Source organism: Candidatus Brevundimonas colombiensis (genome assembly GCA_029202665.1).
In the GTDB taxonomy this organism is placed as follows: domain Bacteria; phylum Pseudomonadota; class Alphaproteobacteria; order Caulobacterales; family Caulobacteraceae; genus Brevundimonas; species Brevundimonas colombiensis.
Window position 1 is genome coordinate 94,937 of the sequence record CP119326.1, and the last position, 25,662, is coordinate 120,598.

Here is a 25,662-nt window from a genome sequence, read left to right on the forward strand (position 1 = left end):
GCCTGCGCGGCCGCGGTCGCCTTACGATCCGGGCTGAACCCGGCTCGTAAGGCTCAACCGTCTGACGAGACGCAGCTTCGGCTGTGAAGGCGTCCAGACGGTCGTGGTTTTCCCGGGTCACATCCTTCAGGCTGAGGGCTCGAGACGTCGATTGACTGCCGTTCATCCCCCCTGCCTCAGAACCGATAGGTCAGCCCGACCCTCAGGGCGTGCTGATCCATGTCGTTCGATGCGCGCCGCCCGTCGATCACGCTCGAGGTCCCCGTAAAATTGGTGGTCTCATAGCGGTAAACCGGCTGCTCAGAGGGCAAGCACAGCTCGGGGACGATGTCGCAGAACGGGTCGCCCGGATTGACAAAGGGGGGCACGATCTCGGTCCCGACCTGAATGGCTGTGGTGACCGTATAGTCCCGCCCTGTGCCCGCGCGTGCATTGGTGAAGTCGAAATCGGTCTTTTCGAACCGTGTGTAGCGATAGTCCGCGCGGATCGACCACCGATCGCTCAACGCATATTCGCTGCCGAACCCGACCGCGACACCCTTTCGGATCCGATCGACCCGCTCGACGAAGAACAGGCCTGTCTCCGTGCCGAGAGGCTGGTCCTGGTTTGCGCCATTGGACCAATACTGATCTCGGCCCTGGGTTTCATGCGCGAAGGCAAGGCCGGCAGACCCGAAAGCAAACAGCCGATCACTGAAGGCGTAGCCCAGTCTCGCATGTATGCCCGCCGTCCAATCGACATCGTACTGGGTGGCGTTTTCGAGCCAGCGTTTGGCGGCCAGGTCCGGGTTGATGGAGGCCACCTTGTCCGTGGTGCGCAGCCATGTGCGCGCGGCTTCGAGTTCGACCCCGACAACCCACTGGCTCTGAAGCTGATGATTGTACCCGGCGTAGATCGAGAACAGACCGCTGGTCGCATCCTCGTCCGCAGACTCCAAAGCGGCAGCCGGATTTGTCGAGCCGAAGAGGTTGGTCGTCGTCCCGGATGTCGACATGTATTGCGCACCAGTTCCCACCCCGACGTAAGGGCCGGTCCAGTCCCGATTGACTTCGCCAGGGCCGAGATCGAGCGGCGCAAGCCAGCCGAACGCCTGGTCGCCGCCGAAGCGGTGCGTGAGGCTGGCGCTGAAGGTTCGGCCCGGCCCGGGTTGAGCCACCAAGCCCAGCGGATCAGCGTAGAATTTGTCGAACAAATTCTCGACCCTCAGGCTGAGCGTCAGGTCGCCGGTCAGTCGATAGTCAGCGAACAGATCGGTCAGTGTGTAGGGTTCCCAGTCGATCAGGGCGACGAACTGGCCGGCGCCCTGGGCCGTCACGTCGCCGTGGCCGATCGCCCGCGGCCCGGTGTGCTGGACCCGCCCCCCGAGCGTCAGCCTGTTGTCCAAAAGAGTCTGCGCCAGCGACAGATCGATCGAATATTCCGGCGGCACGTGATTGGTGGCGTAGTCGCCGTACAGCGACTTGTTTCCGCAGGTGTCGGAAGTGCGGCAGTATTCGACGTTGAGATAATAGTTGGTGGCCAGATCGGCGGTGAAGCCGCCGGTCTTGTATCGACCGCTCAACTCCAGTCCCTCGAACCTGGCGCGGTCGATATTTTCGATGTTCAGCGTCAGAAAATAGGGCTCGTCCGGCTTATTCGTCCGCACATTGCGCGCGATATAGTTGTCGACGTCCCAGTTGAAATAGCCCAGCTTGACCTGCGCCTTGTCGCTCGCAGCGAACAGGCCGTCGCGGCCGTAGCTGGCGCCGATCTCCCAGTTGCGAGACCGCTCCGCTCCGATATCCGTCGTCGCCACGAAACTGTTAAAGGCTGACACCGTCTCGGTCAGGGCGGGGGCCCGGAGCGTGCTGGAGTAACGCACATAGATCTGCCCCCCTTCGAGGGGCGAGACCACCACCCCCAGAGACGGACTGAAGCCGCCTTCGTCCTTCTTGAGGCCCAAACGCACGCGCCCGTACTCGACCTGATAGGGCTCATAAGGATCGACCCGATCCTCGGACCAGTAATGGGTGTACCGAAGTCCGCCTTCCAGGGTCAGCCAATCCAGCGGGGTGAAGGCGGCCTTGGTGAAGGCCGCAACCTCCTGTCGAGCGCCGTTGCGCGGCGTGTTCCAACCTTCCAGCGCGTCGGTATGGCGGCTGCCGCGTGTATCTTCGGCGCGATACGACAGGCCGTAGTCCAGTTGCAGATCACCTTGGTCGAGGAAGAAGCGCGACCGGTTGCTGACCTCTGCGCCCCAAAGATCGCTGTCCGATCCAACCCTAAAGTTCGAATCCAGACCGATGCCCGCTGGCGTCAGGCCCCGCCCTCCCCGGATCGGATTGCGCAGTTCGAGATGCGACCAGTACAGATTGCCCTTCAGATCGATCAGGTCGCTGGTTGACGGGGTCCAGCGATAGCGGGCGGTATAGGTATCCAGCGCCGTGCCCGCGGTTTGGGCCTGCTGCTGTCCCTGCGCCGTGTTGCCGGTCAGACGGGAGGCGATCCGGTCGCCCGCCTCGCTGCGGAAGCCGGTGTAGCCCACCTGAAGCGTCTGACCGTCGCCAAATCGCGCCGTGGCCTTGGCCAGCCAGGACTCCGTCTCCAGTTGGGCGTTCAACACCTCTTCGCCGGCCCGGAAGTTGAGCAGACCGGCGTTGATCATGGTGTTCGGCTGGATAGCGCCCCAGGACGTCGTGGTGGTTCCAATGTTGCGCGGATCGGCGACTGGACCATGCTCGCCCGCATGATAATTTCCCTGCTTCCGCCAGGTATAGCCGGCGAGCAGGTCGATAGCCTCGCCACGGAAGGCGCCGACCAGGCTGCCCCAGCCGTCCGTCGGTTCGAAGGTGTCGGGCCGATCCATCCCCGTCGGCGACGGCGTCGCGACACCCGTCCCGGAGACGTAGCGATAGCCGCTCAGGGCGCCCGCCACCGGATCGGAGGTGTTGGATCGCAGGCCGCCTCGCAAACGCAATCCCCAGGTCTGCCCGTCTTGCACGATGTCCTTGGCATCCAGCGTCCGGATCGCGACCGATCCGGCATTACCGAACGTGGCCGCGTCGGCGCCCTTGGCGATGTCCACGCTGGCGATGAAGTCCGGATCGACGAAAGTCCGGTTCGAAACGCCCTGATAGCCCTGATAGACGGTGACCGCGTTCTCGGCCCCGTCGATGGTGGTGGTCACCCGACCGAAACCCTGCAGTCCCCTGATGTTCAGATCGATGGCGCCCGCGCCGTTGCGCGCCTCGCCGGACAGGACGCCGGGCGTGCCCCGGAAGATGTCCGCCGGGCTGGAGCCGCGATAGCGGTCGATCTTATCGGCGCTGATGTGTTCGACCGGCGCGGCGGTGGTGAAAACCGCATCGTCCGACAGCCCTTCTCCGGTGGACCGTCCGGTACTGCCCGAAGCCCCCTCGACACGGACCGCGCCAAGCTGGATTGTGCCCGAAGCCGCCTGCGGAGCCGGTTCGAGACGAACCGTGCCGCTGTCGATGAAGCGATAGGTCAGACCCGAGCCCGTCAGGATTTGCGACAGGGCAGCGGCCGCGCTCAGTCGCCCCGAGACCCCGGGAGATCGAATGTTCGGCACGCCCGCGCCATAGATGATGTCCACGCCGCTGGTCCGGCTGAAGGCCGCCAAGGCGCTGCCCAGGGATTGCGCGCCGACGTCATAGGCCGCCACGCGGTCGGCCTGGACCTGGACCTGGACCTGGGCCTGGGCTTGGGCCGCCACGGGCGTCGCCAGAAACCCGCCCAGGGCGCTCGACGCCATCAATACTGCCAGAAGTCCTGCCTGGCCGCCGCCCCGCTTCGTATACATCAACGCCTCATTCCCCTGACCGCGCCCGACGCGCGGCCCTGCTGATAAAGACGCAGCATCTCGAGGATTGTCAGTGCGAATGACTATTATTTTCACATCTCGCGAACGATCGTCAGTCCTGGCAGGTGTTCGATCCGGATCGGAATGGCGCGCGATAGCTGTTCCAAGCCTGCGGCGGCGTCGCGCGTTCGCGTGATCAGGGTCACGGGACGGGCGGCGAGATCCCGGCCCCGGATCAGGGTGCGCAGGCCCGTCCAGCGATCAAGGCCGGCCAATACCTCCGCCAGGGGGCGGTTGATGAAAACCAGCTGTCCATCGCGCCAAGCCCAGTCGTTGACGTCCAGATCAGACACAGCGCCGATCCCCGTTCGATCAAACAAGGCGGTCTTGTCCGCGCCGAACTGTCGGCTCTGACCGGCCAGGCTCAGCGCGACCGCCTGCCGCGCGACGCTGAGACGACCGCAGCCGCCAACCAGCCGCACGCCGAACGCCGCCGCGTCGGCCGCAGACACAGTCGCGCCGGCGGCTTCGACACTCAGGCGGCGACCGGCATCGCTCGCGGTCTCGAACCAGGCCTCTCCCTGGAGCAGCCGCAATCGACGAGCCGTCGCGGAGATGTCGATCTCCAGCGCGCTGGCGGTCGAAAGCGTGACATTGGAGCCGTCCTGCAAAGTGACCTGCAGGACCTCGCCGGCGCGGGTGCGATAGTCGGCGAAAGGGTGCGGACCCAGCACCAGCCGACCGGTCGCCGCCACAGCCATCGCCGCCCCGCCCAGGCCGGCGACGCCGGTCAGGACCGCACGCCGATCCGGTCGCGCCGGCGCGCGTGCCAGCGCCGGCAGGTGCGCCGCGGCGCCCCACAGCCGCCGCACCCGCTCATAGGCATCCGCGTGACGCGGGTCCGCAGCGCGCCAAGCTTCAAAGTGGGGACGCAACTGATCGTCCCGAGGATCCTCATGCAACTGCACGAACCACTCAGTGGCTTCTTGCATGACGGGATCTAGCCCGCTGACAGGACGTCTGGCGCTCACCTGATCCCCCCTGGAGTGAGACAACGCAGGTCGTCCCTCGTCATACAGGACGAATAACCCTGTCGATTGTCAGGTTTCCTGATCGAACGCCGTCTGCGTGGCCAGCTGAAGCGCCAGCAGCGCCCGCGTCATATGCTGGTGAACGGTCTGGCGGGAAATGTTCAGCTGTCGTCCGATGTCCGCGTAGCTCAGTCCCTCGATCCGGGCCAGCCGGAACACTTCGCGCGGCTTGGCGGGCATGGCGGCGATGATCCGGTCCATCCGCCTCAGCTCATCGGAGGTTATGAGCGCGGCTTCCGGTGTCGGCTGCGGATCCGCCGCCGACAGCAGAACAGCCTCCTCCACCTCTACGATCGGACGGACGGCCGCGCGGCGGCGGTGGTCAACGATGAGGTTGCGGGCGGTGCGAAAGAGATAGGCGCGCAAGTCGGCGATGGGCGTCTGTCTCGACCCCACGGCCGCGGCGACCGCCCGCGCCCAGCTATCCTGCGCAAGATCCTCCGCGTCCTGAGCACTACGCACCTGGCCCCGCACCATGCCGCGCAATTGCCGATCGACGGCGTCGATGTCTTCAGATCGCAGGGATTTGTTAGGTGACACAGACGGCCTTCCGCGGAGACCGTTCGTCTAAAGGTATTGCGACCCGCTCGCAAGACTGGCGGACAGTCGTCGGGCGACGCCGATCAACGGCCAATATCATCAAGCTTCCGCTATGGGGCGGATTTTGAACGGCAAGCCTGTCGACCTCTTCGAAGAGGCGCCATGGCCTTTTCCATGACTGCGACCTGCTGCAGGACGAGACCGCAGGCTTGGTTGCCAGCCGCGATCTCAGCAGCCGCCTTTTGCCAACGAAGTCGGCGCTTAATGGAAATCCCGCGATCCCGGCAGGATGCGAACGTCGCGCGGATGACGGTGCGGGGGATGCCGGGGTGTCTGGGGGTTGGCGACGACGTCGGCGCGGGCGAGTTGGACTGTCGTATCGTGATCTTCCGACAGACGCGCCAGTTCCGAAGAGCGGTCGATGACCTTGCGGGCGACCAAATGGACGACGCCTTCGGGGCTCTTCTCCACCACGCCCTCGACCGCCATCAGTCGGGCCGCCATGACCTCGCGGCGGAACTGCTCGAACATCCGCGCCCACAGCACGACGTTGATGATGCCGGTCTCATCTTCCAGGGTGACGAAGATGGCGTTGCCCTTGCCGGGACGCTGCCGCACCAGAACCACGCCTGCGACCCGCACCAGTGCGCCCCCGTTTCTCGCCTCGGTCTGGGCGCAGGTCAGCAGGCGTTCGGCGTCGAAGATGGGGCGCAGTATGGCCATGGGATGCGCCTTCAACGACAGGCGCAGGGTCTGATAGTCGGCGGCGACGTGCTCGCCCAGCGGCATGGTCGGCAGGCGGGCGTCGGGTTCGGCGCCGAGCTCGCGGGCGTCGGCGGCGGCGAACAGGGGCAAGGGCGCGTCGTCGGGCAGGCGGCGCACCGCCCACAGGGCCTGACGTCGATCCAAACCCATCGAGCGGAAGGCGTCGGCGTCGGCCAGCTTGCGCAGGGCGGCTGACGGCAGGGCGGCGCGCCGGGCCAGAGTCTCGATGTCGGAGAGAGGGAAGGCCCGGCCGGCGACCAGGGCCTCGGCCCAGTCCTCACGGAAGCCGTCGATCTGGCGTAGGCCGATCCGCAGCGCGGGCTGCTTCCCTCGGCCTTCCAGACTGTTGTCCCAACCGCTGTGCGAGACATCGACCGGCCGCACCTCGACGCCGTGGTCACGGGCGTCGCGCACGATCTGGGCCGGAGCGTAGAAGCCCATCGGCTGACTGTTCAACAGGGCGCAGGCGAAGGCCGCTGGATAGTGGTGTTTGATCCACGACGAAACATAGACCAGCTGGGCGAAGGAGGCGGCGTGGCTTTCCGGGAAGCCGTAGGAGCCGAAGCCCTTGATCTGATCGAAACAACGCTGAGCAAACGTCGGATCATAGCCGCGTTCAATCATCCGTCCGACCATCCGATCCTCATAGGTGTGCAGCGTGCCGTCGCCCCGGAAGGTGCCCATGGCCTTGCGAAGACCATTGGCTTCCTTGTCCGAGAACTCGGCGGCGACCATGGCGACCTTCATCGCCTGCTCCTGGAACAGGGGCACGCCCAGGGTCTTTTTCAGCACCTGTTTCAGCTCGTCCTGAGGGTATTGCGGCCCCGGCTTGGAATAGTCCGGCTCCTCCAACCCGTTGCGGCGACGCAGATAGGGATGGACCATGTCGCCCTGGATCGGGCCGGGCCGGACGATGGCGACCTGGATCACCAGATCATAGAGTTTGCGCGGCTTCAGACGGGGCAGCATATTGATCTGGGCGCGGCTCTCGACCTGGAAGACGCCGATGGAGTCGCCCTTGCACAGCATGTCGTAAACGGCGGGATCGTCGCGCGGGATGGTGTGCAACGCCCAATCTTCGTTCGCATGGACGCGGATAAGATCGAAGGCCTTGCGGATGCAGGTCAGCATGCCCAGCGCCAACACATCGACCTTCATCAGGCGCAGTTCGTCGATGTCGTCCTTGTCCCATTCGATGAAGGTGCGATCGGCCATGGCGGCGTTGCCGATGGGGACCAATTCGTCCAGCCGATTCTGGGTCAGGACGAAGCCCCCGACGTGCTGGGACAGGTGTCTTGGGAAGTTCAGCAGCCGCATGGCCATCTTCACCGCGCGCCGGATCATGGGATTGGCGGGGTCCAGTCCGGCCTGTTCGACATGGCGGTCGCCGATCTCCGAACCCCAACTGCCCCACTGGCTGGAGGCTAGGCGGGCGGTGACGTCCTCGGTCAGGCCCAGGGCCTTGCCCACGTCGCGGATGGCGCTCTTGGGGCGATAGCGGATGACGGTGGCGGCGATGCCCGCGCGTTCGCGGCCATAGCGTTCGTAGATATGCTGAATGACCTCCTCTCGCCGCTCGTGCTCGAAGTCGACGTCGATGTCGGGCGGCTCGCCCCGGTCCGACGACAGAAAGCGTTCGAACAGCAGGTCGGATTCGGCCGGATCGACCGCCGTGATGCCCAACACATAACAGACGGCGGAATTGGCCGCCGAGCCGCGCCCCTGGCAAAGGATACGCTTGTCGCGGGCCACGCGGACGATGTCGTAGATGGTCAAGAAATAGGGCGCGTAGTCGGCCTCTGCGATGAAGGCCAACTCCTTCTTCAGCAGCAGCCGCACCTTCTCAGGAATGCCGTCGGAATAGCGCACTTCGGCGTGCCGCCAGGTCAGATGCTCCAGCCACGCCTGCGGCGTACTATCAGGCGGCGTCGTCTCCTTGGGATACTGATAACTGATATCCCCGAGATCGAACCCGACCCGGGCCAGCAGGTTTGCGGTCTCGGCGACGGCTTCGGGGGCGTCGCGGAACAGGCGGGCCATTTCGGCTGACGGCTTAAGCCAACGCTCGCCGTTGGCGTTCAACCGCCGCCCCGCCTGCTCAATCGTCACGCCTTCGCGGATGCAGGTCAGCACGTCCTGCAGGTCGCGCTGAACCGGGTCGTGATAAAGGACGTCGTTGACGGCCAGAAGCGGCGCCCTGCTCCGCTCCGACAGGGTTTTCAGCCGCGCCAGTCTTCGACGGTCGTCGCCGTTTCGCCCCATGACCGCGCCCAGCCAAACCGCGCCAGGCGACGCATCGATCAGGCGCGCCAAGGTCTGATCCACGCCCTCCAGCCGCGCGCCCGGCATGAGGATCAGGAGCAGATCCTCGGGCGCGGCGAGCAGGTCGCGCAATCCGATCTCACACTGGCCCTTTACGGCCCGGCGGTTGCCCAAGGTCAGCAGCCGCGTCAGCCGCCCCCATCCGGCGCGCGTCTCGGGATAGGCGATGATGTCGGGCGTCCCGTCGTTGAAGGCCAGACGCGCCCCGGTCGCCAGCTTGAACTTGGCGGCCCGATCCTTGACCATCTGCGACAGGGCCGGATCGTTCAGCGGATCCTCGACATAGGTCACTTCGCCAGGGCCGCCGCCGTCGCGCACGACATCGGGCGGCGACAGGCCGTCCTCGCGAATGGCTCGAAGCGCGCTCCAGGCCCGCACCACGCCGGCGACCGTGTTGCGGTCGGCCAGACCCAGTCCCGCATGCCCCCTCAGGATCGCGGTCAGCACCAGATCCTTGGGGTGGGACGCCCCGCGCAGGAAGGAGAAGTTGCTGGCGCTGGCCAGTTCGGCATAGGCGGGGGCGGTCATGCGAACAGGCCGTGCACGAACCAGCGCGGCTCGTCGGTCTCGCCATACAGGCCCTGACGGAACAGCCAGAAGCGGCGGCCCTCACGGTCCTCGACGCGGTAATAGTCGCGGGTTTTCTGATCCGGCGCGCGCCACCATTCGCCGCCGATCCGCTCCGGCCCTTCGGCCAGGGCCACCTCGTGCAGCACCCGGCGCCAGCGGAACCGCAGGGGCGAGCCGTCGGGCACCTCGGCCAGGGTCTCGACCGGCTGGGGCGGGTCGAACATCTGCAGCGGACGCAACGGCGGATCGCCGGGAACCTGCCCAGGCCAGTCCTGGGAGGACGGCTTCTCCGTCATCGCCGCCGGGACCAGACGCGTCGCCCGTTCGGGGATGTGCGAGCCCAGGGGCTCGAAGCGCAGCACGGCCTCGGGACCCAGCCGGGCGGTCAGCCGGTCGACCAGGCGGCTGAAGTCCTCGCCGTCGGGACGGTCGCCGTCCAGGCCGCGCTGGGCCGGTTTCAGCGCCTGGGTCTCCAGGACCGACAGGCGCATCTGATCGAAGCCGAAACCGGGATCGAGCGGATTGGACAGAGCCGCCAGCCGCTCGCGGAACAGGCGCAGCACGGCGTCCGCATCCCGGGTCGCCCGGCCGGACCGTGCGACGATGCGGCGGACCTGGCCGTCGACACGATAGAAGCCTGCCTCGAACGCCCGCCCGCCCTGGCCCGCCTGATCCAGCCGGTCGACGGCGTCCACCAGCAGGTCTGTCAGGACACGCTCCACATCCGCATCGGTCAGAATGGGTTCGAAGAAGACCCGGTCGACGCTGATGGGCGGCGGCGGGCGGTGCGGCGTGATGCGAATGTCTTCGTCGCCCAACACACGAGCCAGACGCGCGGGGAAGTCCGCGCCGAAGCGGGCGGCCAGAGGCGCGCGCGGCCGGTCGTCCAGATCGGCGATCCGCTTCAGTCCCGCACGCTGCAACGCCTGAGCGTCGCGCTCCGGCAGTTCCAGCGCCGCGACAGGCAGTCCGCGCATCGTTTGTCGATCCTCTCCCGCTGCAAACACGCCGCCTGACCCGAACCGAGCCAGGGCGCGCGCCGCCTGAGGCGTGGACGCCAGGGCGCTGCGCACCGTCAGTCCGATACGCTTCGCGCGCTCATGGGCGGCGCGCATCAGTCCGGTCTCGCCCCCGAACAGATGCGCGCAGCCGGTGACGTCCAGCATCAGGCCGTGCGGCGCATCCTCGGCGATCATGGGGGTGAAGCGGCCGAAATCCTCCATCACCTGCAGAAGCAGGGCGGCATCCGCCTCGGGCCTGTGAACGACGGTGCGCAAGGACGGCGTTCGCGCCCGCGCATCGGCCAGGGTCAGGCCGGGTTTCAGACCCGCACGCGCCGCCGCCGGATCAACGGCGGCCAGACGCAGGGCGCCGCCGACCTTCTCGACCAAGACGACAGGCTCAGGCGATACGTCGCTGACGCTCGCCCCACGCCTTAGCCGGTCGCTGGGCAGCCAAGGGAACCACAGCGCCAGATAACGGCGCCGGTTGGCGGAACGATCGGGTGTCACGATCCCACTCCAGGGTCCAGGTTTTCTGCTCGCCCCCGCCGCGCCGCCGCAGCAGGGTCGCGGAAAAAGACGGCCGCCCCGGCGCGCCCCCTTCCAGCGGCGTGGACGCCGCCGCCTGCACCGACCACCGCGTTTCGGCCGCACTGGGCGCGGGCGTCGCCCCGGCCCGCGCCAAAAACAGCGTCCCGCCGCCCGCTTCCGCCGCCAGGGCCAGACGCCGGCTGGCGGTCAGGGACAGGGTCTTGGCCTCGCCCCAGGCGCTGAGCAAAACGGCGCCCACCGCCGGCGTCCGCAGCGCCTCTTCGCCGATAACGAGCAAAGTCTGGATGTCCGGCGCCCGCACCAGCAACACGTCGGACGGCGCCAATCCCATCTCATGCAAACCGGGACCGTGCGGTCGTCCGGCCTCCAGACCCATCATTTCGTGCACCCCCCAAACTATGGGACGTCCCGCCCGCATCGCCATGCCCAGACCAAAGGCATTGAGCGCTACAGCATCGGCAGGTCCTGCGGCGTAAAGGTCGTGAACCACGCTTGCTTCCAAGGAGGCGAAGATGTCGTCACCTCCCTCTCTTGCAACCGAGCTGACGCGACGATTATTCGCCCGATCTATGGCCTCCAGGCGCGTCTTCAACTTCGCCAGAGCGTCAGGCCGAGAGTAGATGTTCTCCATATGTTCCATATGCGCTCGAACCTACAGACGGAGTCAAGCGAGACAGTTGCGGCGTTCAGTCGATACGGGTGGGCGAATGTCGCTTGCACGAAGGACTTGAAGGCAGAAGGATTTGATCTATTTTGAGATTAAATCCCAATAAATGGATTTATGTCTTCGGGAGGCGGTTCGGCTTGTTTCGCATGACACCCATACGCGAATGGATGGCCTGTGCTGGCGTCAGTTTCCTTCTGACCCCGACGTTCGCCAACGCTGAGGCTCCACGCCTGGAGCCATTGGACCGGTCCGTGGTCGTCACGCCGGCCAGCGATAACGGAATGCTGGTGCAATGGCGGCTGCTGGCGAACGAACCCTCGGACACCCGCTTTGACGTATTCAAGAACGGCGTAAAGGCAGCTCGGATCGGCGCGGCCCAGGCGACGAATTGGCGCGATACGAGTGGTGACAATCGGGCGCGCTACGCCGTGCGTCGTGTCGGCGACCGGAACCGTTCGGATGCATTGAACCTGACCAACGGCTATCTCACTATCCCCCTGGATCGCCCCACTGGCGGCGTGACGCCCGACGGGGTGGCCTATGAATACGAGGCCAACGACGGGACGGTGGGCGATCTGGATGGCGACGGCCGCTATGAGATCGTCCTGAAGTGGCAGCCGACCAACGCCAAGGACAACGCCTTCGCCGGCTTCACCGGCCCGACCCTGATCGACGCCTATACGCTGGACGGGCGGCGGCTGTGGCGCATCGACCTGGGCCGCAACATCCGTTCGGGCGCCCACTACACCCAGATGGTGGTGCAGGACTTCGACGGCGACGGACGGGCCGAAGTAGTGCTGAAGACCGCAGACGGCACGATCGACGGCGCCGACCGGATGATCGGCGACGCTGAAGCCGACTGGCGTGAGGACGGCGGCGAAATCCCCAGTCGCGACCGCACCGGCGCCGAGCAGAAGCCGGACGGAACCCTGGCGGCGGGCCTGAAGGGCCGCATCCTGTCCGGGCCGGAGTTCATCACCGTCTTCGACGGCCGCACCGGCGCGGCCCTGGCCACCGCCCCCTATGTCCCCTCGCGCGGCCGGTCAGGCGACGAGGCCACGCGGGAAGAAATGGCGGCCCTCTGGGGCGACGGCTATGGCAACCGGTCCGAGCGGTATCTGGGCGGTGCGGCCTATCTGGACGGCCGCCTGCCCAGCATCGTCATGGCGCGCGGCTATTATGGTCGCACCGTGGTCGCGGCCTGGGACTGGCGCGACGGTCGGCTGAGCCAGCGCTGGGTGTTCGACAGCGACAAGGCGCCCGACGGTTACGCGGGCCAGGGCAACCACCAGTTCAGCGTCGCCGAAGTGGACGGCGATGGCCGTCAGGAGATCATTTACGGCGCCATGGCGCTGGACGACGACGGCACGCCGCTGTGGACTACGCGGCTGGGCCACGGCGACGCCATGCACGTAGGCGATCTGGACCCGACGCGGCCGGGGCTGGAGAAGTTCGGCGTGCATGAGAACGTCGGCGGCAACGGCGGCGTCGGTTCGGCCATGGTGGACGCCCATACCGGGGAAATCCTGTGGCGCACGCCGGGCCAGCACGATGTAGGGCGCGGCGTGGCCCTCGACATCGACCCCCGCTATCCGGGCGCCGAGGTCTGGGCAGCGAACAGCAACGACCTGTATTCGGCGGATGGACGTGTCATCTCGCACACCCGCCCGCAACAGATGAATTTCGGCATTTGGTGGGACGGCGACGCCCTGCGCGAACTGCTCGACGGGACCCGCATCTTCAAATGGGACTGGGAGAACCAGCGGTCCGTTCCCCTGCAGAACGCCGAGGGCCTGGCGTCGAACAACGGCACCAAGGCGAACCCGGTTCTGGTCGCCGACATCCTGGGCGACTGGCGCGAAGAGGTGATCTGGCGCACCGCCGACAGCTCGGCGCTGCGCATCTATGTGACCCCGCATCCGACCAGCCTGCGCCACGTCACCCTGATGCACGACGCGCAGTATCGGTCGCAGGTGTCGGGTCAGAACTCGGCCTATAACCAGCCCTCTCACCCCAGCTTCGCCTTCGATGCGGCCCCGCCTACCGAGCGTGGGCGATGAGGGCGAACAGACGCGGGGTTCTGCTGGGCGCCGCCGGTCTGGCCGGATGCGCCGCCCTGCCCCGATCCGGCGCACGGCGTCTTTACGCCGACGATTTCCGCCACGGCCTGGATCGGTGGCTAGTCGAACTGGAGCAGGAACAGGGAACGGTGCGCGCCGCCGACGGGGTGATGACCTTCGACGTGCCGAAAGGGGCGACCGCCTGGTTCCGGTCCGAACTGACCTCGCCGGTCGAAATCCGTTTCACGGCCCAAGCCGTGTCGGGGGGCGGCGCCCATGATCGGGTCAGCGATCTGAACTGCTTCTGGATGGCCGACGATCCGCGCAGTCCCGGCGACCTTCCGGCGCGCCCCCGATCAGGCGCCTTCGCCGACTATGACACGCTGCGGACCTATTATGTCGGGCTGGGGGGCAATTCGAACACCTCCTCGCGTTTCCGCCGCTATGTCGGAAACGGGGAAAGACCCCTGCTGCCCCAGCACGATCTGTCGGCGCCGGACGACCTGATCGCAGCCAATCGGCTCTATCGCATCCGCCTGATCGCGGACGGGTCGCGCATCGAATACTGGCGCGACGAACGGCGCATGTTCGCCCTGGACGATCCCGCCCCCTATCGACGCGGCTGGTTCGGTCTGCGCACCACCTGGAATCACATGACCGTCCGGGACTTCTCGGTCTGGACCGTCGCCTAGCTTGAGGAAGCCGATGAAGAAGCAAGCCCTGATCCTGGCGCTGGCCCTTGCGGCCCTCGCCCCCAGCGCCCAAGCGCAAAGCCACTGGGCGCGAAGCTGGAACGCCTCGCCGCTGGCCGCCGCGCCCGACCGCCGCCCGCCGACGCTGAAGGATGTCACCGTGCGTCAGGTGGTTCGCGTCAGCGCGGGCGGCGACCAGTTTCGTTTGCGCCTGTCCAACGAATACGGCCCCGCCGCCGCCCGGATCGGACGGGTGCGGATCGTGCAACTCGCCGACGACGGCAAGCCCGTGCCCGGCACGGCGCGCGATCTGACCTTCGACGGATCGGCGGGCGCCGTGCTGGCGCCGGAAGCGCCCCTGCTCAGCGATCCGGCCGATCTGGCGCTGCCCGCGCTCGCCCGCCTGTCGATCAGCCTTTATCTGCCGGAAGAGGTCGCCGAGCCGACCATCCACCTGCTGGGCCTGTCTTCGGCCTGGATCGCGCCCGGCGACCAGACGGCGGCGGCCGAACTGACGGACTCGGTGCTGGTCACTCAGCGCATCCTGATCTCGGGCATAGACGTGCAGCGGGCCGAGCCGGGGCGGGTCATCGTCACCCTGGGCGATTCCATCACTGACGGAGCCAACGGCACGCGCGACGCCGACCAGCGCTGGCCCGACCTGCTGGCGCGCCGTCTGCAGGCGGCGGGACTGACGGCGGTGGCGGTCGCCAACGCCGGGATTTCCGGCAACCGCATCCTGAAGCCCAAGCCCGGTCTGGGCGTCGCCGCCCTGGCCCGGTTCGACCGCGATGTGCTGGCCGTGCCCGGCGCGACCGACGTGATCGTGCTGGAGGGGGTCAACGACTTCGGCATGGCCTGGCGCGACCACGATCCCCAGCCGCCGACCCCGGCCGACCTGATCGCCGGCTATCGCCAGATGATCGCCCGCGCCCATGCAGGCGGGCTGAAGGTCAGGCTGGCGACCATCCTGCCGTACAAGGACGCCAACTACTGGTCCGAACAGGGCGAGGCGACGCGCCAGGCCCTGAACGCCTGGATTCGCACCAGCGGAGAGGCGGACGGCGTCATCGACTTCGACGCCGTGATGCGCGACCCGGCCGAGCCGCTGAAACTGGCCGCCGCCTACGACAGCGGCGACCATCTGCACCCCAACGACGCCGGTTTCCGCGCCATGGCCGACGCCATCGACCTGACGCCCTATCGATGAGACGCGAAAGGCGGCCTGACGCGGATCAGGCCGCCAGCATCTCGCGCGTCATGCCGGCGACGGACTTGGCCCCGGTCAGGGTCATGGCGACGCGCATTTCCTTTTCGAACAGGTCCAGCAGGTTTGCCACGCCCGCCTGGCCGTCCGCCGCCAGCGCATAGACAAAGGCCCGGCCCAGCAGGACCGCGTCGGCGCCGAGCGAGATCGCCCGCACCACGTCCAGACCGTTGCGAACGCCGGAGTCCGCCAGAATCTTCAGATCGCCCTGAACCGCATCGGCGATGGCGGGCAAGGCGCGGGCCGAGGACAGCACCCCGTCCAGTTGGCGTCCGCCATGGTTCGACACCACGATGCCGTCGGCGCCGAAGCTGACGGCGTCGCGGGCGTCTTGCGGGTCAAGAATACCCTTGATGATCATCGGCCCGTCCCAGAAGTCGCGGATCCACTGCAAATCCTTCCACGAGATCGACGGATCGAAGTTGTTCGCCAGCCAACCGATATAGTCGGCCAGGCCCGTGGGTTTGCCCAAATAGGCCGAGACATTGCCCAGATCGTGAGGCGTGCCGCGCAGGCCAACGTCAAAGGCCCACATCGGATGGGTCATGGCCTGGACCATGCGGCGCAGGGGCGCGTTCGGTCCGCTCATGCCCGAATGGGCGTCGCGGTAGCGGGCGCCGGGGGTCGGCATGTCGACGGTGAAAACCAGGGTCTTCACCCCCGCCGCCTTCGCCCGCTCCAGCGCGTTCTTCATGAAGCCCCGGTCGCGCAGCACATAGAGCTGGAACCACATGGGCCGATCAATGGCGGGCGCCACCTCCTCGATCGGGCAGACCGAGACGGTGGACAGGGTGAAGGGCACGCCGCGCGAGGCGGCCGCCTTGGCCGCCTGCACCTCGCCCCTGCGCGCATACATGCCGGTCAGGCCGACAGGGCCCAGCACGACCGGCAGGCGCAGCGTCTCGTCGAACAGCGTGGTCTCAAGGCTGAGGCTGGTCATGTCCTGCAGCACGCGCTGGCGCAGGGCGATGGCCTGCCAGTCCTCGACGTTGCGTCTCAGCGTCTGCTCGGCATAGGCGCCGCCGTCGATATAGTGGAACAGGAAAGGCGGTAGCTTGCGCCGCGCGGCCTCGCGATAGTCGCTGGGGGACGAGATGATCATGGCGGCGTCTTACTGGAAGTTGGCGAAGGCCCCGCCGTCAACCAGCAGGGCTGCGCCGGACATATAGCTGGCCATGTCCGAAGACAGGAAGGCCACGACCGAGGCGATATCCTCAGGCCGTCCCAAACGACCCAGCGGAATGCGGCCTTCCATATATTCGCGCTTGGCCGGATCGGCGAGGTCGTCCTTGTTGATGTCGGTGGCGATGGTGCCGGGCAGGACCGAGTTGCAGCGGATGCCGTGACGACCCAGGGCCACCGCGCAGGACTGCATCAGGCTGTGCACACCCGCCTTGGTGGGGGTGTAGTGGGTCTGCATCTCGCCGCCGACCAGGGCCGAGATCGAACTGATCGCCACGATGGCGCCGCCGTCACCCTGTTTGACCATCTGGTTCGCCGCCGCCTGCACCATGAAATAGGCGCCGTGCAGATTGACCTCCATCGTCCGCCGCAAGGTCTCGACCGGCATGTCGAGGAAGGCGTGGAACGGACAGATGCCGGCGTTTGAGACGAAGACGTCGACCCGGCCCAGCGCCTGAACGGCGGCGGCGACGAAGGCCGTGGCGCTGTCGGGCTGGGCCACGTCGCCGTCGACGGCGATGGCGCGGCGGCCCAGGGCCTCGATCTCGGCGACCACCTCGGCCGCCGCTGCATCGTCACGATAGGTGTTGAGGGCGACATCGGCGCCCTGACAGGCGGCCTCGATGGCCGTCGCCCGGCCAATGCCCCGCGATGCGCCCGTGACCAGGACGACCTTGTTTTCAAGCAGCATAGGCGCTCCGGCGTTCTCTAGGTTGCAGTCAGTTTTTGTTTGTCCAGCCCAGGTCGCCGCTGATGGCGTCGGCGGCCTCTGTGACGGTCTTGGTCAGTTCGGTCATGCGCGCGTCGGACATATACTGGGCGGCCGACGACACGCTCAACGCGGCGACGATCTGGCCGTTGACCGAGCGGATCGGCGCGGCGACACAGCGAATCTGGTCCTCATTCTCTTCCAGGTCGAAGGCGTAGCCCTTCTGGGCGTAGCCGTGCATCCGCTCCAGCCAGACCGCGCGGGCCGAGGAGTCATAGGCCTGGCCCGGTTCGGCGTACAGGTCGATCCAGTCCGCCTCGGTCTTGTCCAGGATCAGCGCCTTGCCCAGACCGGTCGAGGCGATGGGATGACGTTCGCCCAGACGCGAACCGATGTTGATGCGACGTCGTCCAGCCACCTTGTCCAGATAGAGGGCGTGACGCCCATCCAGCACCCCCAGATGCACGGTGTCGTCGGTCTGGGCCGACAGCTGCTCCAGCCAGGGTCGGGCCACGCGCGGCAGATGCATCTGCTGGCTGGCGGCATGACCCAGCTCCAGCAGTTTCGGCCCCAGCGAATAGCCCTCGCGCGGGCGGAACGACAGCAGACGACGCTCCACCAGGGCCGAGGCCAGACGGTGGGTGGTGCTGCGCGTCAGCTCCAGCTTTTCGGACAGTTCAGCCAGCGGCAGTGAGCCCTCGATCAGGGCCTCGATGACGTCCAGACCACGCAACAGGGTCTGGCTGCCGGACGCCTTGGCGCCGACCTCTTCTTCTCCATCGACCTGTGCGGTCTTGATTGACGACGTTCGTCCCATTTCGTAATCCTCATTCTCAGAATGTAGCAAAACGCGCAAGTCGCTCCGTCACAGGAGCCTGACTTTGCCGCCATGCACGGAGGAACGCCAGTGAAATCCCGCATTATGGGAACAAATCACCACTCTCTGGTGATGACGCGATGAGCCGCCTGCCCCGCATCAAACACGTGCGCGCCTTCGTCGTGAAGAACGACGGCCAATCCGGCAAGAATGGGGGCGGCGGCGCGGATTATCACGACCAGGGCGACGGTCACTGGATCGACGACCACATCGCCACCCCGATGGCGAAATATCCCGAGTACCGCCAGAGCCGCCGCAGCTTCGGCATCAATGTTCTGGGCACCCTGGTCGTGGAGATCGAGGCCGAGAACGGCGTGGTCGGCTTCGCGGTGACCACGGGCGGCGAACCGGCGGCCTATATCGTCGAGAAGCATCTGGCCCGCTTCCTGGAAGGCCGCGATCCGTCCGAGGTTGAGAAGATCTGGGACCAGATGTATTTCTCCACCCAGTATTACGGCCGCAAGGGTCTGGTGGTGAACGCCATCTCCGGCGTCGATCTGGCGCTGTGGGACCTGCTGGGCCGCCTGCGTCAGGAACCGGTCTTCGCCATGCTGGGCGGGGCGGTGCGCGACGAGCTGACCTTCTACGCCACCGGCGCGCGGCCCGACAAAGCCAAGGAATTGGGCTTCATCGGCGGCAAGATGCCTCTGCACCACGGCCCCGCCGAGGGCGAGGAAGGGCTGCGCAAGAACTTGGCCGAGCTGGAGGCCATGCGCAACGCCTGCGGCGACGACTTCTGGCTGATGTTCGACTGCTGGATGGCGCTGGACCTGAACTACGCCACCCGCCTGGCCCACGAGGCCCACAAACTGGGCCTGAAGTGGATCGAGGAGGCGCTCAGCCCCGACGACTACTGGGGCTATCAGGCGCTGAAGAAGAACGCCCCCAAGGGGATGCTGGTCACGACCGGCGAGCACGAGGCCACGCGCTGGGGCTTCCGCATGCTGCTGGAGATGGAATGCTGCGACATCATCCAGCCCGACGTGGGCTGGTGCGGCGGCGTGACCGAACTGATCAAGATCTCCGCCATGGCCGACGCCAAGGGCGTGCTGATGATCCCGCACGGCTCGTCCGTCTATTCCTACCACTTCGTGGTGACGCGCCATAACAGCCCGTTCGCGGAGTTCCTGATGATGGCCCCCGGCGCCGACGAGGTCGTGCCCATGTTCCATCCGCAGCTGATCGGCGAGCCGGTTCCCGTGAACGGCCGCCTGAAGGTTCCCGACACCCCCGGCTTCGGCGTCGAGCTGAACCGCGACATCGCCCTGCACCGCCCCTACGCGCGTTAAGACGAAAGCCCCTCCCCCACCATGAAACTGCTGCGTTACGGCCCCAGGGGCCAGGAAAAGCCGGGCACGCTGGACGCCGAAGGGCGTATCCGCGACCTGTCGGGCGTCGTCGCCGACATCACCCCGGACCAGCTGCACGGCCCGGCGCTTGAGGCCCTGAAGGCCATCGACCCGGCCACGCTTCCGCTGGTCGAGGGCCAGCCGCGTTACGGCGTCCCGATCAACGGCAGCCGCAAGTTCATCGCTATCGGCCTGAACTTCGCCGACCACGCGGCGGAATCCAACCTGCCCATCCCCGAGGAGCCGGTCGTCTTCACCAAGGCCATCACCTGCCTGAATGGGCCGAACGACGACGTGGTCATTCCGCGCGGTTCGGAGAAGACCGACTGGGAGGTCGAGCTGGGCATCGTCATCGGCAAGCCCGCCTCCTATGTGACCAAGGAGCAGGCGCTGGATCACGTCGCCGGCTACGTCCTGATCAACGACGTGTCCGAGCGCGCTTTTCAGACCGAGCGCGGCGGCACCTGGGACAAGGGCAAGGGCTGCGACACCTTCGGCCCGGTCGGCCCGTGGATCGTCACGACGGACGAGGTGGGCGACGTCCAGAACCTGGACATGTGGCTGGATCTGAACGGCCAGCGGATGCAGACCGGCAACACCCGGACCATGATTTTCGGCGTTGCCGAGATCGTCGCCTATCTGTCGGAGTTCATGACGCTGGAGCCCGGCGATCTGATCACCACCGGCACCCCTCCGGGCGTGGGTCTGGGCCAGAAGCCGCCGCTCTATCTGAAGCCGGGCGACACGGTGCGTCTGGGCATCCAGAAGCTGGGCGAACAGGGCCAGACCTTCGTGGAGTGGACCCGATGAGCGCCTATCACGACCGGTTCGCGGGTCGCACGGCCGTCATCACCGGCGGCGCCTCGGGCCTGGGCAAGGCCGCCGCCGCCCGCATCGTCGCCGAGGGCGGCAAGGTGGTGCTGTGGGATTTGAACGCCGACGCCCTGAAGGCCGCCGCCGATGAAGTCGGGGCCGCCCATGTGATCGCCCTGGACGTCGCCGACGCCGAGGCCGTCGCCGCCGCCGCCAAAGCCTCGGCCCAGGTGCTGGGCGGCCGCATCGACATCCTGGTCGCCTCGGCCGGCATCACCGGGGCCACCGTGCCGGTGCAGGACTTCCCGCTGGACAGCTGGCGGCGCGTCATCGACATCAACCTGAACGGCGTCTTCTACTGCTGCCGCGCCATCACGCCTTATATGCTGAAGGCGGGCTACGGCCGCATCGTCAACGTCGCCTCGGTCGCGGGCAAGGAAGGCAACCCCAACGCCTCCGCCTATTCCGCCTCCAAGGCCGGCGTGATCGGCTTCACCAAGTCCCTGGGCAAGGAACTGGCCGGCAAGGGCGTCGTCGCCAACAGCCTGACCCCCGCCACCTTCGAAAGCCCCATCCTGGACCAGCTGCCCCAGAGCCAGGTCGACTACATGCGCTCCAAAATCCCCATGGGCCGCCTCGGAGAAGTCGACGAAAGCGCCGCCATGGTCTGTTTCATGGCCTCCGAGGAATGCAGCTTCACCACCGCCTCGACCTTCGACACGTCCGGCGGGCGCACGACCTACTGAAGCCAGGACACGACATGGGCGGCTGGATTTTCGGATGTCGGCGCGCCCGTGTCGCGGCCGGGGCGGCGACGGTCATTCTGGCGCTCGGCGGCCTGCTGTCGCCGGTCGCCCAGGCCCAGACCGCCGACGCCCCACCCAGTCTGGCCCGGGACGATCTGCTCCAGACGCGAACCTATGGGTTGAGGCCGGGCGAGGACGACGCATCCCTGACCCTGTTCGCGCCACAGAACGGTCGGGGCAGTGGTGCGGCGGTCATCATCGCGCCCGGCGGCGGCTATGTGAACCTGGCGGGCAATCTGGAAGGACGGCAGGTCGCCGACTGGTTCGCCACGCGCGGGATCGCCGCCTTCGTGTTGGAATACCGTTACGGAGCGGGCCATCCCCTGCCCCAGCCGATCGAGGACGGAGAACGCGCGGTTCGGTTCGTCCGCGCCAACGCCCGCGCCTTCGGCCTGGACGCCGACCGGATCGGCCTGATGGGCTTTTCCGCCGGCGGCCATCTGGCGGCCATGACGGTCAGCCTGTCGGATGATGGCGACGCCGCCGCCCCCGATGCGGTGGAGCGCGTCTCAAGCCGTCCTGATTTCCTGATCCTGGCCTATCCATGGCTTGAGGCGACCCGCCTGAACGCCGAGGGCGGTTCTGAATACTGCCGCTTCGCCCGCATGGCCCGTTGGGATTGCGACCCTGGGGATTATGTCGCCTATACGCCCCTGCCGGGCGTCGTGGCCAAGGCCCCGCCGACCTTCATCTATCACACCACCGACGACGCCCTTGTGCCGGTGCGGGGTTCCGTCGACCTGTATTCGGCCTTGGCGGGGGCGGGGAAGGACGTGGAGATGCATCTGTTCGCCCACGGGTCGCACGGCTCGGGCCTGGGCGGCGCCGACCCCGCCCTGACCCTGTGGCCGCAGGCGCTGGACGCCTGGCTGCGGGCGCGCGGTTATTTCAGCAAGGAGGCGCAGCCCGCGTCATGACGTCCGGTCTTCGCATCATCGATCCTCACGTTCACCTGTGGGACCTGTCGCGCGCCCGCTATGGCTGGCTTCAGGACGATCCCCTCCCGAACAATCCGGCGGGAGACATGACGCCCATCGCGCACCGGGACTATCTGCTGGACGACTATCTGGCCGATACGGCGGGGTGGCGCGTGGACAAGATCGTCCATGTAGAGGCCGGTCAGCCAATGGGCCGTCAACTGGCCGAGACCGACTGGCTTCAATCCGTCGCGGACCGCCGCGACTATCCCCACGGCATCGTCGCCGGAGCCGATCTGCTGGACCCCGATCTGGACGCCCTCTTGGAAGCCCACGCCGCGCGGCCGAACGTGCGCGGCGTGCGCCAGATCGTCTGCTGGCATGAAGACCCGCTGAAGACCTACACAGACCGCGATCTGCTGCGCGATCCCAAATGGGTCAAGGGGTTCTCCAAACTGGCCAAGCATGGGCTGTCGTTCGATCTGCAGCTCTATCCGTCGCAGATGGCGACGGCGGCCATACTCGCCGCGCGCCATCCCGACATCCCGCTGATCGTCAATCACGCCGGTCTGCCCACCGACCGCGACGACATCGGCATGGAACGCTGGCGCACCGGCCTGCGTTTGCTGGCGGCCCAGCCGCAGGTGTCGATCAAGATTTCCGGCCTGGGCATCACCGACCGCGCCTGGACGCCGGATTCGATCCGTCCCATCGTGCTGGAGTGTATCGACGCCTTCGGGACCGAGCGGGCCATGTTCGCCTCGGACTTTCCCGTGGAAAGCGTCCACGGGACCTTCGACGCCTTCTATTCCGCTTTCGACGCGATCACGGCCGACTTCTCGGCCGACGAGAGACAACGGCTGTTCGCGGACGCCGCCGAGACGATCTACCGCCTCTGACGCCGCCCGCCGACGGCGTCAGGGCCTGAAGCCCAGTCGTGTCACTGCCTCTTCCAGACTGTCGCCGATCAGGGCCAGGTTCTCGATGGCCGCCAGGCTCCACTGCGCCGCGTCATTGGTGGACACCTGCGCGTCCTCCTGAATGGGACGCAGCACGTCCACGCCGCCGACGGTCGTCGAACGCGCGCCCAGCAGCGCCTGCAGCTTGGCCGGGTCCTTGCCCAGGAACTCGTTCCAGGCGCGTTGGGCCAGGGCGGCGTCCTTCTCCTCGTGCGCGGCGAAGGCGGTGAGGCGTGAGTGGGCTTCGGTCAGCGATCGGCCCCTAGGCGCCTGGCCCAGCAGACCGGCGATCTCGCTGTCCGGCGCATTGTAGTAACGGCAGTATTCCAGCCAGGCGGCGCGATAGGACGGCACGTCCAGCAAATCCAGCAGCTCGGCGTTCATCTCGGCCACGCCGAACACAGCGTTCAGGTGGGATACGGCGATATAGTCGCCCTGCCCCTGATAGCGGCCGGTAGCCAGGTCGAACGGCGCCTCTCCGGCGAACCAGCGGCGCTTCAACCCGCCGATGGTGGTCATGCCATTGACGATCCGGTCGCGCCAGCGCCGGTCGCCCGTCCGCTCCCATTCCGTCAGCCATGCGGCGATGAAGGCGCCCCACGACGTGCCGAACCCGGACACCACCTGCCCCTCGGGCACGGCGCGGCCCGGCGCGGGCGGCAGCTTGCGCGAGATGTCGACGTTCAGAAGCGCATGATCCGACTCGTTCAGTTCGCGCATCAGGTCGCCGACCCGCTCGTCCGCCGTCAGGAAGTAGTAGATGCGGCGATAGGCGACGTTCGACACGCGCGGCTGTTTGGACGAATCCGACCAGTGCTGCACCCCGTGGCGCGTGCCGAACCCCTTGAACCGGCCCAGGTGGTAGACGTCCACCTCGCCCGTGTGGCGCGTCATGGCCTCGGCCAGCTTGAACACATCGGCCCGGCCCGTCCGCAGATAGCTGGTCCACAGCCACAGGTCGGTCGAAAGCTCGGAATTGTCCCAGGCGTATCCGCCCACGTCGTAGCGCCACATATGACGATCCGGGTCGTAGGTATGCATCACGTCGCCATAGGACCAGAAGCCGTACCAGCGCCGCTGATCGACCTCGCGGACGTAATGATCCAGCAGATGGGTCAGACGGCCTTCCAGCGCCGCGCGGACGGGCGTGGACGCATCCGGCAGGGACCAGTCGCCGAACACCCCCGCCGTGTGCAGGCGGGCCGGTTCGACCGTCAGCCGGGCCGGATCGGCGATCTGCGCCGCCATGTCTGAGAAGGTCTGATGCGACGGGGTCGCGCCCAGCGCCCACAGGGTCAGCTCGGACGTGCGGGCGATGCCGCGCGCGTCGTCCCACCCGGCCTCGTAATCCTCATAGGTGATGTCCAGACCGACCAGCTCCTCGGCCGTCGTGTCCATGCCGTTGGCGCTGCGATAGGGGCGCAGGTCCATGGCCGGCGCCTCGGGCGACCACATCCAGGCCGTCAACTGGGCCGTGTCCGTATGGGCGTTGCGGATGTCCAGCGCGACCGGCGCGCGTTGCCAGAAGTCCTTCAAGCCCAGGGCGACCCCGCCCGAGACGCCACCGACATAGGCCAGGCCCCGGCTGCGTTTGCCCGCATTGGAATCGATCCAGGCGTGCCCCTCGCTGGTCCGCTTGCGCAGGGTGAAGCCGTCGGGCGACAGCTGGTTGAAGGCGAAATCGCCCCACTCAGGCACCCACTGCAAGCCGTCGTTCTTCAGGATGTCGGGCAGGTCGGCGAAGGCCACCGCCCGACCCTCGATCTGGGCCTGACGCACGGCGGCGGTCGGATTGGCGCGGGTGCGCAGGCCCGTCAGGGTGCGGACCGCCTCGCCCCACACGCCCTCGCCCTCACCGGCGAAACGGATGTGGCGGTTATAGCTGGTATCCGTCATCGGCGTGTCGGCGACGACGCCCAGGCCACGAATGAAGTCTGTCTTCGGATCGCCGTCGAAGATGAAGCTGTGGACGATCCGCACGGCGTCCGACCCGGCGTAGAAATACAGCCGCACCGACACCGGCAGCCAGTCGCGCGTTCCGTCCGTATGGACGCCGTCCAGCTTGATCACGGCCCGCACGGGACCGGACTGCTCCACCACCGCCTGACGGATGCGGACGCCATAGCGCGAGGATTTCACCGCGCCGCCCGCCTCCAGTTCCGGCTTGTCCTGCGACAGGGCGACCAGCGACAGCTTGCCGACCACGGGCCGACCCGCGCGCGTGGCGCCGGACACAAGCGCGTCGCCCGACTTGGGCACCCGCCATTCCAGATCGCCGACCGTGACGACGATCTGCTGGCCCTGATCGGCGGCGCGAACCGGCTGCCTCGGCGCGGCCGGGGCGCCGGGAACCAGCGTCAGACCGTCCATCGCCGCATCGCCCGTCACGGCGTGGGCCGACCATTTCAGCGAGCCGTCGGGCCAATAGGCGATGGGCCAGGACTGCACCGGCGTCGCACGACCCACGCCGTCACGCACGCCGAACGCCTGATTGGCGCGAAGCGCGCCGCGCGGCCAGGGCACGCCGAAGGTCGTTCCGTCCAGATGGGCGGGCTTGTCGCCGTCCAGCCAGCGCAGCGGTGTGGCTGGCGCGGCCTGGCGCGGCGCGGCTATCGCGGCGCTCGACATGGCCTGGGCCGCCGCAAGGGCGCCGGCGCCCATGAGCAGGTGACGCCGCGAAGGTTGGAACGACATGGTCAACTCCCGCCGCCCCAGCGGCG

Annotated in this window: 18 protein-coding genes; 8 read left to right on the plus strand and 10 right to left on the minus strand. The window is 67.2% G+C overall.

The annotated features are described in order from the left end of the window. Window positions 1–176: 176 nt before the first annotated feature. From P0Y50_00370 to P0Y50_00395, 6 genes are all read right to left on the minus strand, one after another. On the minus strand, window positions 177–3,755 hold the full coding sequence (locus P0Y50_00370; protein WEK40093.1) for a TonB-dependent receptor: 3,579 nt from the start codon (window positions 3,753–3,755) through the stop codon (window positions 177–179). Between the two features lie 140 nt (window positions 3,756–3,895). Beyond that, window positions 3,896–4,795 (minus strand): FecR domain-containing protein, encoded by a 900-nt coding sequence (locus P0Y50_00375; GenBank protein WEK40094.1) that lies wholly within the window; start codon window positions 4,793–4,795, stop codon window positions 3,896–3,898. Between the two features lie 108 nt (window positions 4,796–4,903). After that, window positions 4,904–5,434 (minus strand): RNA polymerase sigma factor, encoded by a 531-nt coding sequence (locus P0Y50_00380; GenBank protein ID WEK40095.1) that lies wholly within the window; start codon window positions 5,432–5,434, stop codon window positions 4,904–4,906. A 261-nt stretch (window positions 5,435–5,695) separates the two neighbouring features. Next, complete coding sequence (locus tag P0Y50_00385; protein WEK40096.1) at window positions 5,696–9,049, minus strand: error-prone DNA polymerase; 3,354 nt, start codon at window positions 9,047–9,049, stop codon at window positions 5,696–5,698. Continuing rightward, the gene (locus tag P0Y50_00390) at window positions 9,046–10,482 is read right to left on the minus strand and encodes a DNA polymerase Y family protein (GenBank protein ID WEK40097.1); all 1,437 of its coding nucleotides are present in this window, start codon (window positions 10,480–10,482) and stop codon (window positions 9,046–9,048) included. Before P0Y50_00390 ends, P0Y50_00385 begins: the two co-directional genes overlap by 4 nt. A gap of 10 nt (window positions 10,483–10,492) precedes the next feature. Next, window positions 10,493–11,134, minus strand: coding sequence for a hypothetical protein (locus P0Y50_00395; protein WEK40098.1), 642 nt, complete (start codon window positions 11,132–11,134; stop codon window positions 10,493–10,495). 323 nt (window positions 11,135–11,457) lie between these two features. Here P0Y50_00395 and P0Y50_00400 point away from each other — a divergent pair, with 323 nt between their 5' ends. The 3 genes from P0Y50_00400 to P0Y50_00410 are packed head-to-tail and all read left to right on the plus strand — an operon-like array spanning window position 11,458 to window position 15,273. Beyond that, on the plus strand, window positions 11,458–13,371 hold the full coding sequence (locus P0Y50_00400; GenBank protein ID WEK40099.1) for a rhamnogalacturonan lyase: 1,914 nt from the start codon (window positions 11,458–11,460) through the stop codon (window positions 13,369–13,371). Then, the gene (locus tag P0Y50_00405) at window positions 13,368–14,063 is read left to right on the plus strand and encodes a DUF6250 domain-containing protein (GenBank protein ID WEK40100.1); all 696 of its coding nucleotides are present in this window, start codon (window positions 13,368–13,370) and stop codon (window positions 14,061–14,063) included. The genes P0Y50_00400 and P0Y50_00405 overlap by 4 nt, the downstream gene beginning before the upstream one ends. A gap of 13 nt (window positions 14,064–14,076) precedes the next feature. Continuing rightward, window positions 14,077–15,273 carry an SGNH/GDSL hydrolase family protein gene (locus P0Y50_00410; GenBank protein WEK40101.1) on the plus strand — a complete coding sequence of 399 codons (1,197 nt, stop codon included), beginning with the start codon at window positions 14,077–14,079 and terminating at the stop codon, window positions 15,271–15,273. Window positions 15,274–15,298: 25 nt separating this feature from the next. Here P0Y50_00410 and lldD read toward each other — a convergent pair whose 3' ends face one another. Genes lldD through P0Y50_00425 form a run of 3 tightly spaced genes read right to left on the minus strand, consistent with a single transcriptional unit; the run spans window position 15,299 to window position 18,038 of the window. Next, window positions 15,299–16,432, minus strand: coding sequence for an FMN-dependent L-lactate dehydrogenase LldD (lldD, locus tag P0Y50_00415; GenBank protein ID WEK40102.1), 1,134 nt, complete (start codon window positions 16,430–16,432; stop codon window positions 15,299–15,301). 9 nt (window positions 16,433–16,441) lie between these two features. Then, a complete protein-coding gene (locus tag P0Y50_00420) occupies window positions 16,442–17,203 on the minus strand; it encodes an SDR family NAD(P)-dependent oxidoreductase (protein WEK40103.1) in 762 nt (253 codons plus the stop codon). A 28-nt stretch (window positions 17,204–17,231) separates the two neighbouring features. Then, on the minus strand, window positions 17,232–18,038 hold the full coding sequence (locus P0Y50_00425) for an IclR family transcriptional regulator (GenBank protein ID WEK40104.1): 807 nt from the start codon (window positions 18,036–18,038) through the stop codon (window positions 17,232–17,234). A gap of 140 nt (window positions 18,039–18,178) precedes the next feature. Between P0Y50_00425 and rhmD the strand changes: the two genes are divergently transcribed. Genes rhmD through P0Y50_00450 form a run of 5 tightly spaced genes read left to right on the plus strand, consistent with a single transcriptional unit; the run spans window position 18,179 to window position 22,882 of the window. Continuing rightward, window positions 18,179–19,387: an L-rhamnonate dehydratase gene (gene rhmD, locus P0Y50_00430; GenBank protein WEK40105.1), complete on the plus strand. Its 1,209-nt coding sequence runs from the start codon at window positions 18,179–18,181 to the stop codon at window positions 19,385–19,387. A gap of 21 nt (window positions 19,388–19,408) precedes the next feature. Further along, window positions 19,409–20,257, plus strand: coding sequence for a fumarylacetoacetate hydrolase family protein (locus P0Y50_00435; protein WEK40106.1), 849 nt, complete (start codon window positions 19,409–19,411; stop codon window positions 20,255–20,257). Next, window positions 20,254–21,006, plus strand: a complete 753-nt coding sequence (locus tag P0Y50_00440) for an SDR family NAD(P)-dependent oxidoreductase (GenBank protein WEK40107.1) — start codon at window positions 20,254–20,256, stop codon at window positions 21,004–21,006. Before P0Y50_00435 ends, P0Y50_00440 begins: the two co-directional genes overlap by 4 nt. 14 nt (window positions 21,007–21,020) lie before the next feature. Continuing rightward, a complete protein-coding gene (locus tag P0Y50_00445; protein ID WEK40108.1) occupies window positions 21,021–21,983 on the plus strand; it encodes an alpha/beta hydrolase in 963 nt (320 codons plus the stop codon). Next, window positions 21,980–22,882: an amidohydrolase family protein gene (locus P0Y50_00450; protein WEK40109.1), complete on the plus strand. Its 903-nt coding sequence runs from the start codon at window positions 21,980–21,982 to the stop codon at window positions 22,880–22,882. Before P0Y50_00445 ends, P0Y50_00450 begins: the two co-directional genes overlap by 4 nt. Before the next feature lie 18 nt (window positions 22,883–22,900). On the opposite strand, the gene P0Y50_00455 is transcribed toward P0Y50_00450, so the two are convergent. Then, the gene (locus P0Y50_00455) at window positions 22,901–25,636 is read right to left on the minus strand and encodes a Tat pathway signal sequence domain protein (protein WEK40110.1); all 2,736 of its coding nucleotides are present in this window, start codon (window positions 25,634–25,636) and stop codon (window positions 22,901–22,903) included. Between the last annotated feature and the right edge of the window lie 26 nt (window positions 25,637–25,662).

Coding starts and splice junctions, on each gene's coding strand:
- P0Y50_00370 (WEK40093.1), bottom strand. CDS start 3,755: ATGGCGTCGAGCGCCCTGGGCGGGTTTCTGGCGACGCCCGTGGCGGCC.
- P0Y50_00375 (WEK40094.1), bottom strand. CDS start 4,795: ATGCAAGAAGCCACTGAGTGGTTCGTGCAGTTGCATGAGGATCCTCGG.
- P0Y50_00385 (WEK40096.1), bottom strand. CDS start 9,049: ATGACCGCCCCCGCCTATGCCGAACTGGCCAGCGCCAGCAACTTCTCC.
- P0Y50_00400 (WEK40099.1), top strand. CDS start 11,458: ATGACACCCATACGCGAATGGATGGCCTGTGCTGGCGTCAGTTTCCTT.
- P0Y50_00405 (WEK40100.1), top strand. CDS start 13,368: ATGAGGGCGAACAGACGCGGGGTTCTGCTGGGCGCCGCCGGTCTGGCC.
- P0Y50_00410 (WEK40101.1), top strand. CDS start 14,077: ATGAAGAAGCAAGCCCTGATCCTGGCGCTGGCCCTTGCGGCCCTCGCC.
- lldD (WEK40102.1), bottom strand. CDS start 16,432: ATGATCATCTCGTCCCCCAGCGACTATCGCGAGGCCGCGCGGCGCAAG.
- P0Y50_00420 (WEK40103.1), bottom strand. CDS start 17,203: ATGCTGCTTGAAAACAAGGTCGTCCTGGTCACGGGCGCATCGCGGGGC.
- P0Y50_00425 (WEK40104.1), bottom strand. CDS start 18,038: ATGGGACGAACGTCGTCAATCAAGACCGCACAGGTCGATGGAGAAGAA.
- rhmD (WEK40105.1), top strand. CDS start 18,179: ATGAGCCGCCTGCCCCGCATCAAACACGTGCGCGCCTTCGTCGTGAAG.
- P0Y50_00435 (WEK40106.1), top strand. CDS start 19,409: ATGAAACTGCTGCGTTACGGCCCCAGGGGCCAGGAAAAGCCGGGCACG.
- P0Y50_00440 (WEK40107.1), top strand. CDS start 20,254: ATGAGCGCCTATCACGACCGGTTCGCGGGTCGCACGGCCGTCATCACC.
- P0Y50_00445 (WEK40108.1), top strand. CDS start 21,021: ATGGGCGGCTGGATTTTCGGATGTCGGCGCGCCCGTGTCGCGGCCGGG.
- P0Y50_00450 (WEK40109.1), top strand. CDS start 21,980: ATGACGTCCGGTCTTCGCATCATCGATCCTCACGTTCACCTGTGGGAC.
- P0Y50_00455 (WEK40110.1), bottom strand. CDS start 25,636: ATGTCGTTCCAACCTTCGCGGCGTCACCTGCTCATGGGCGCCGGCGCC.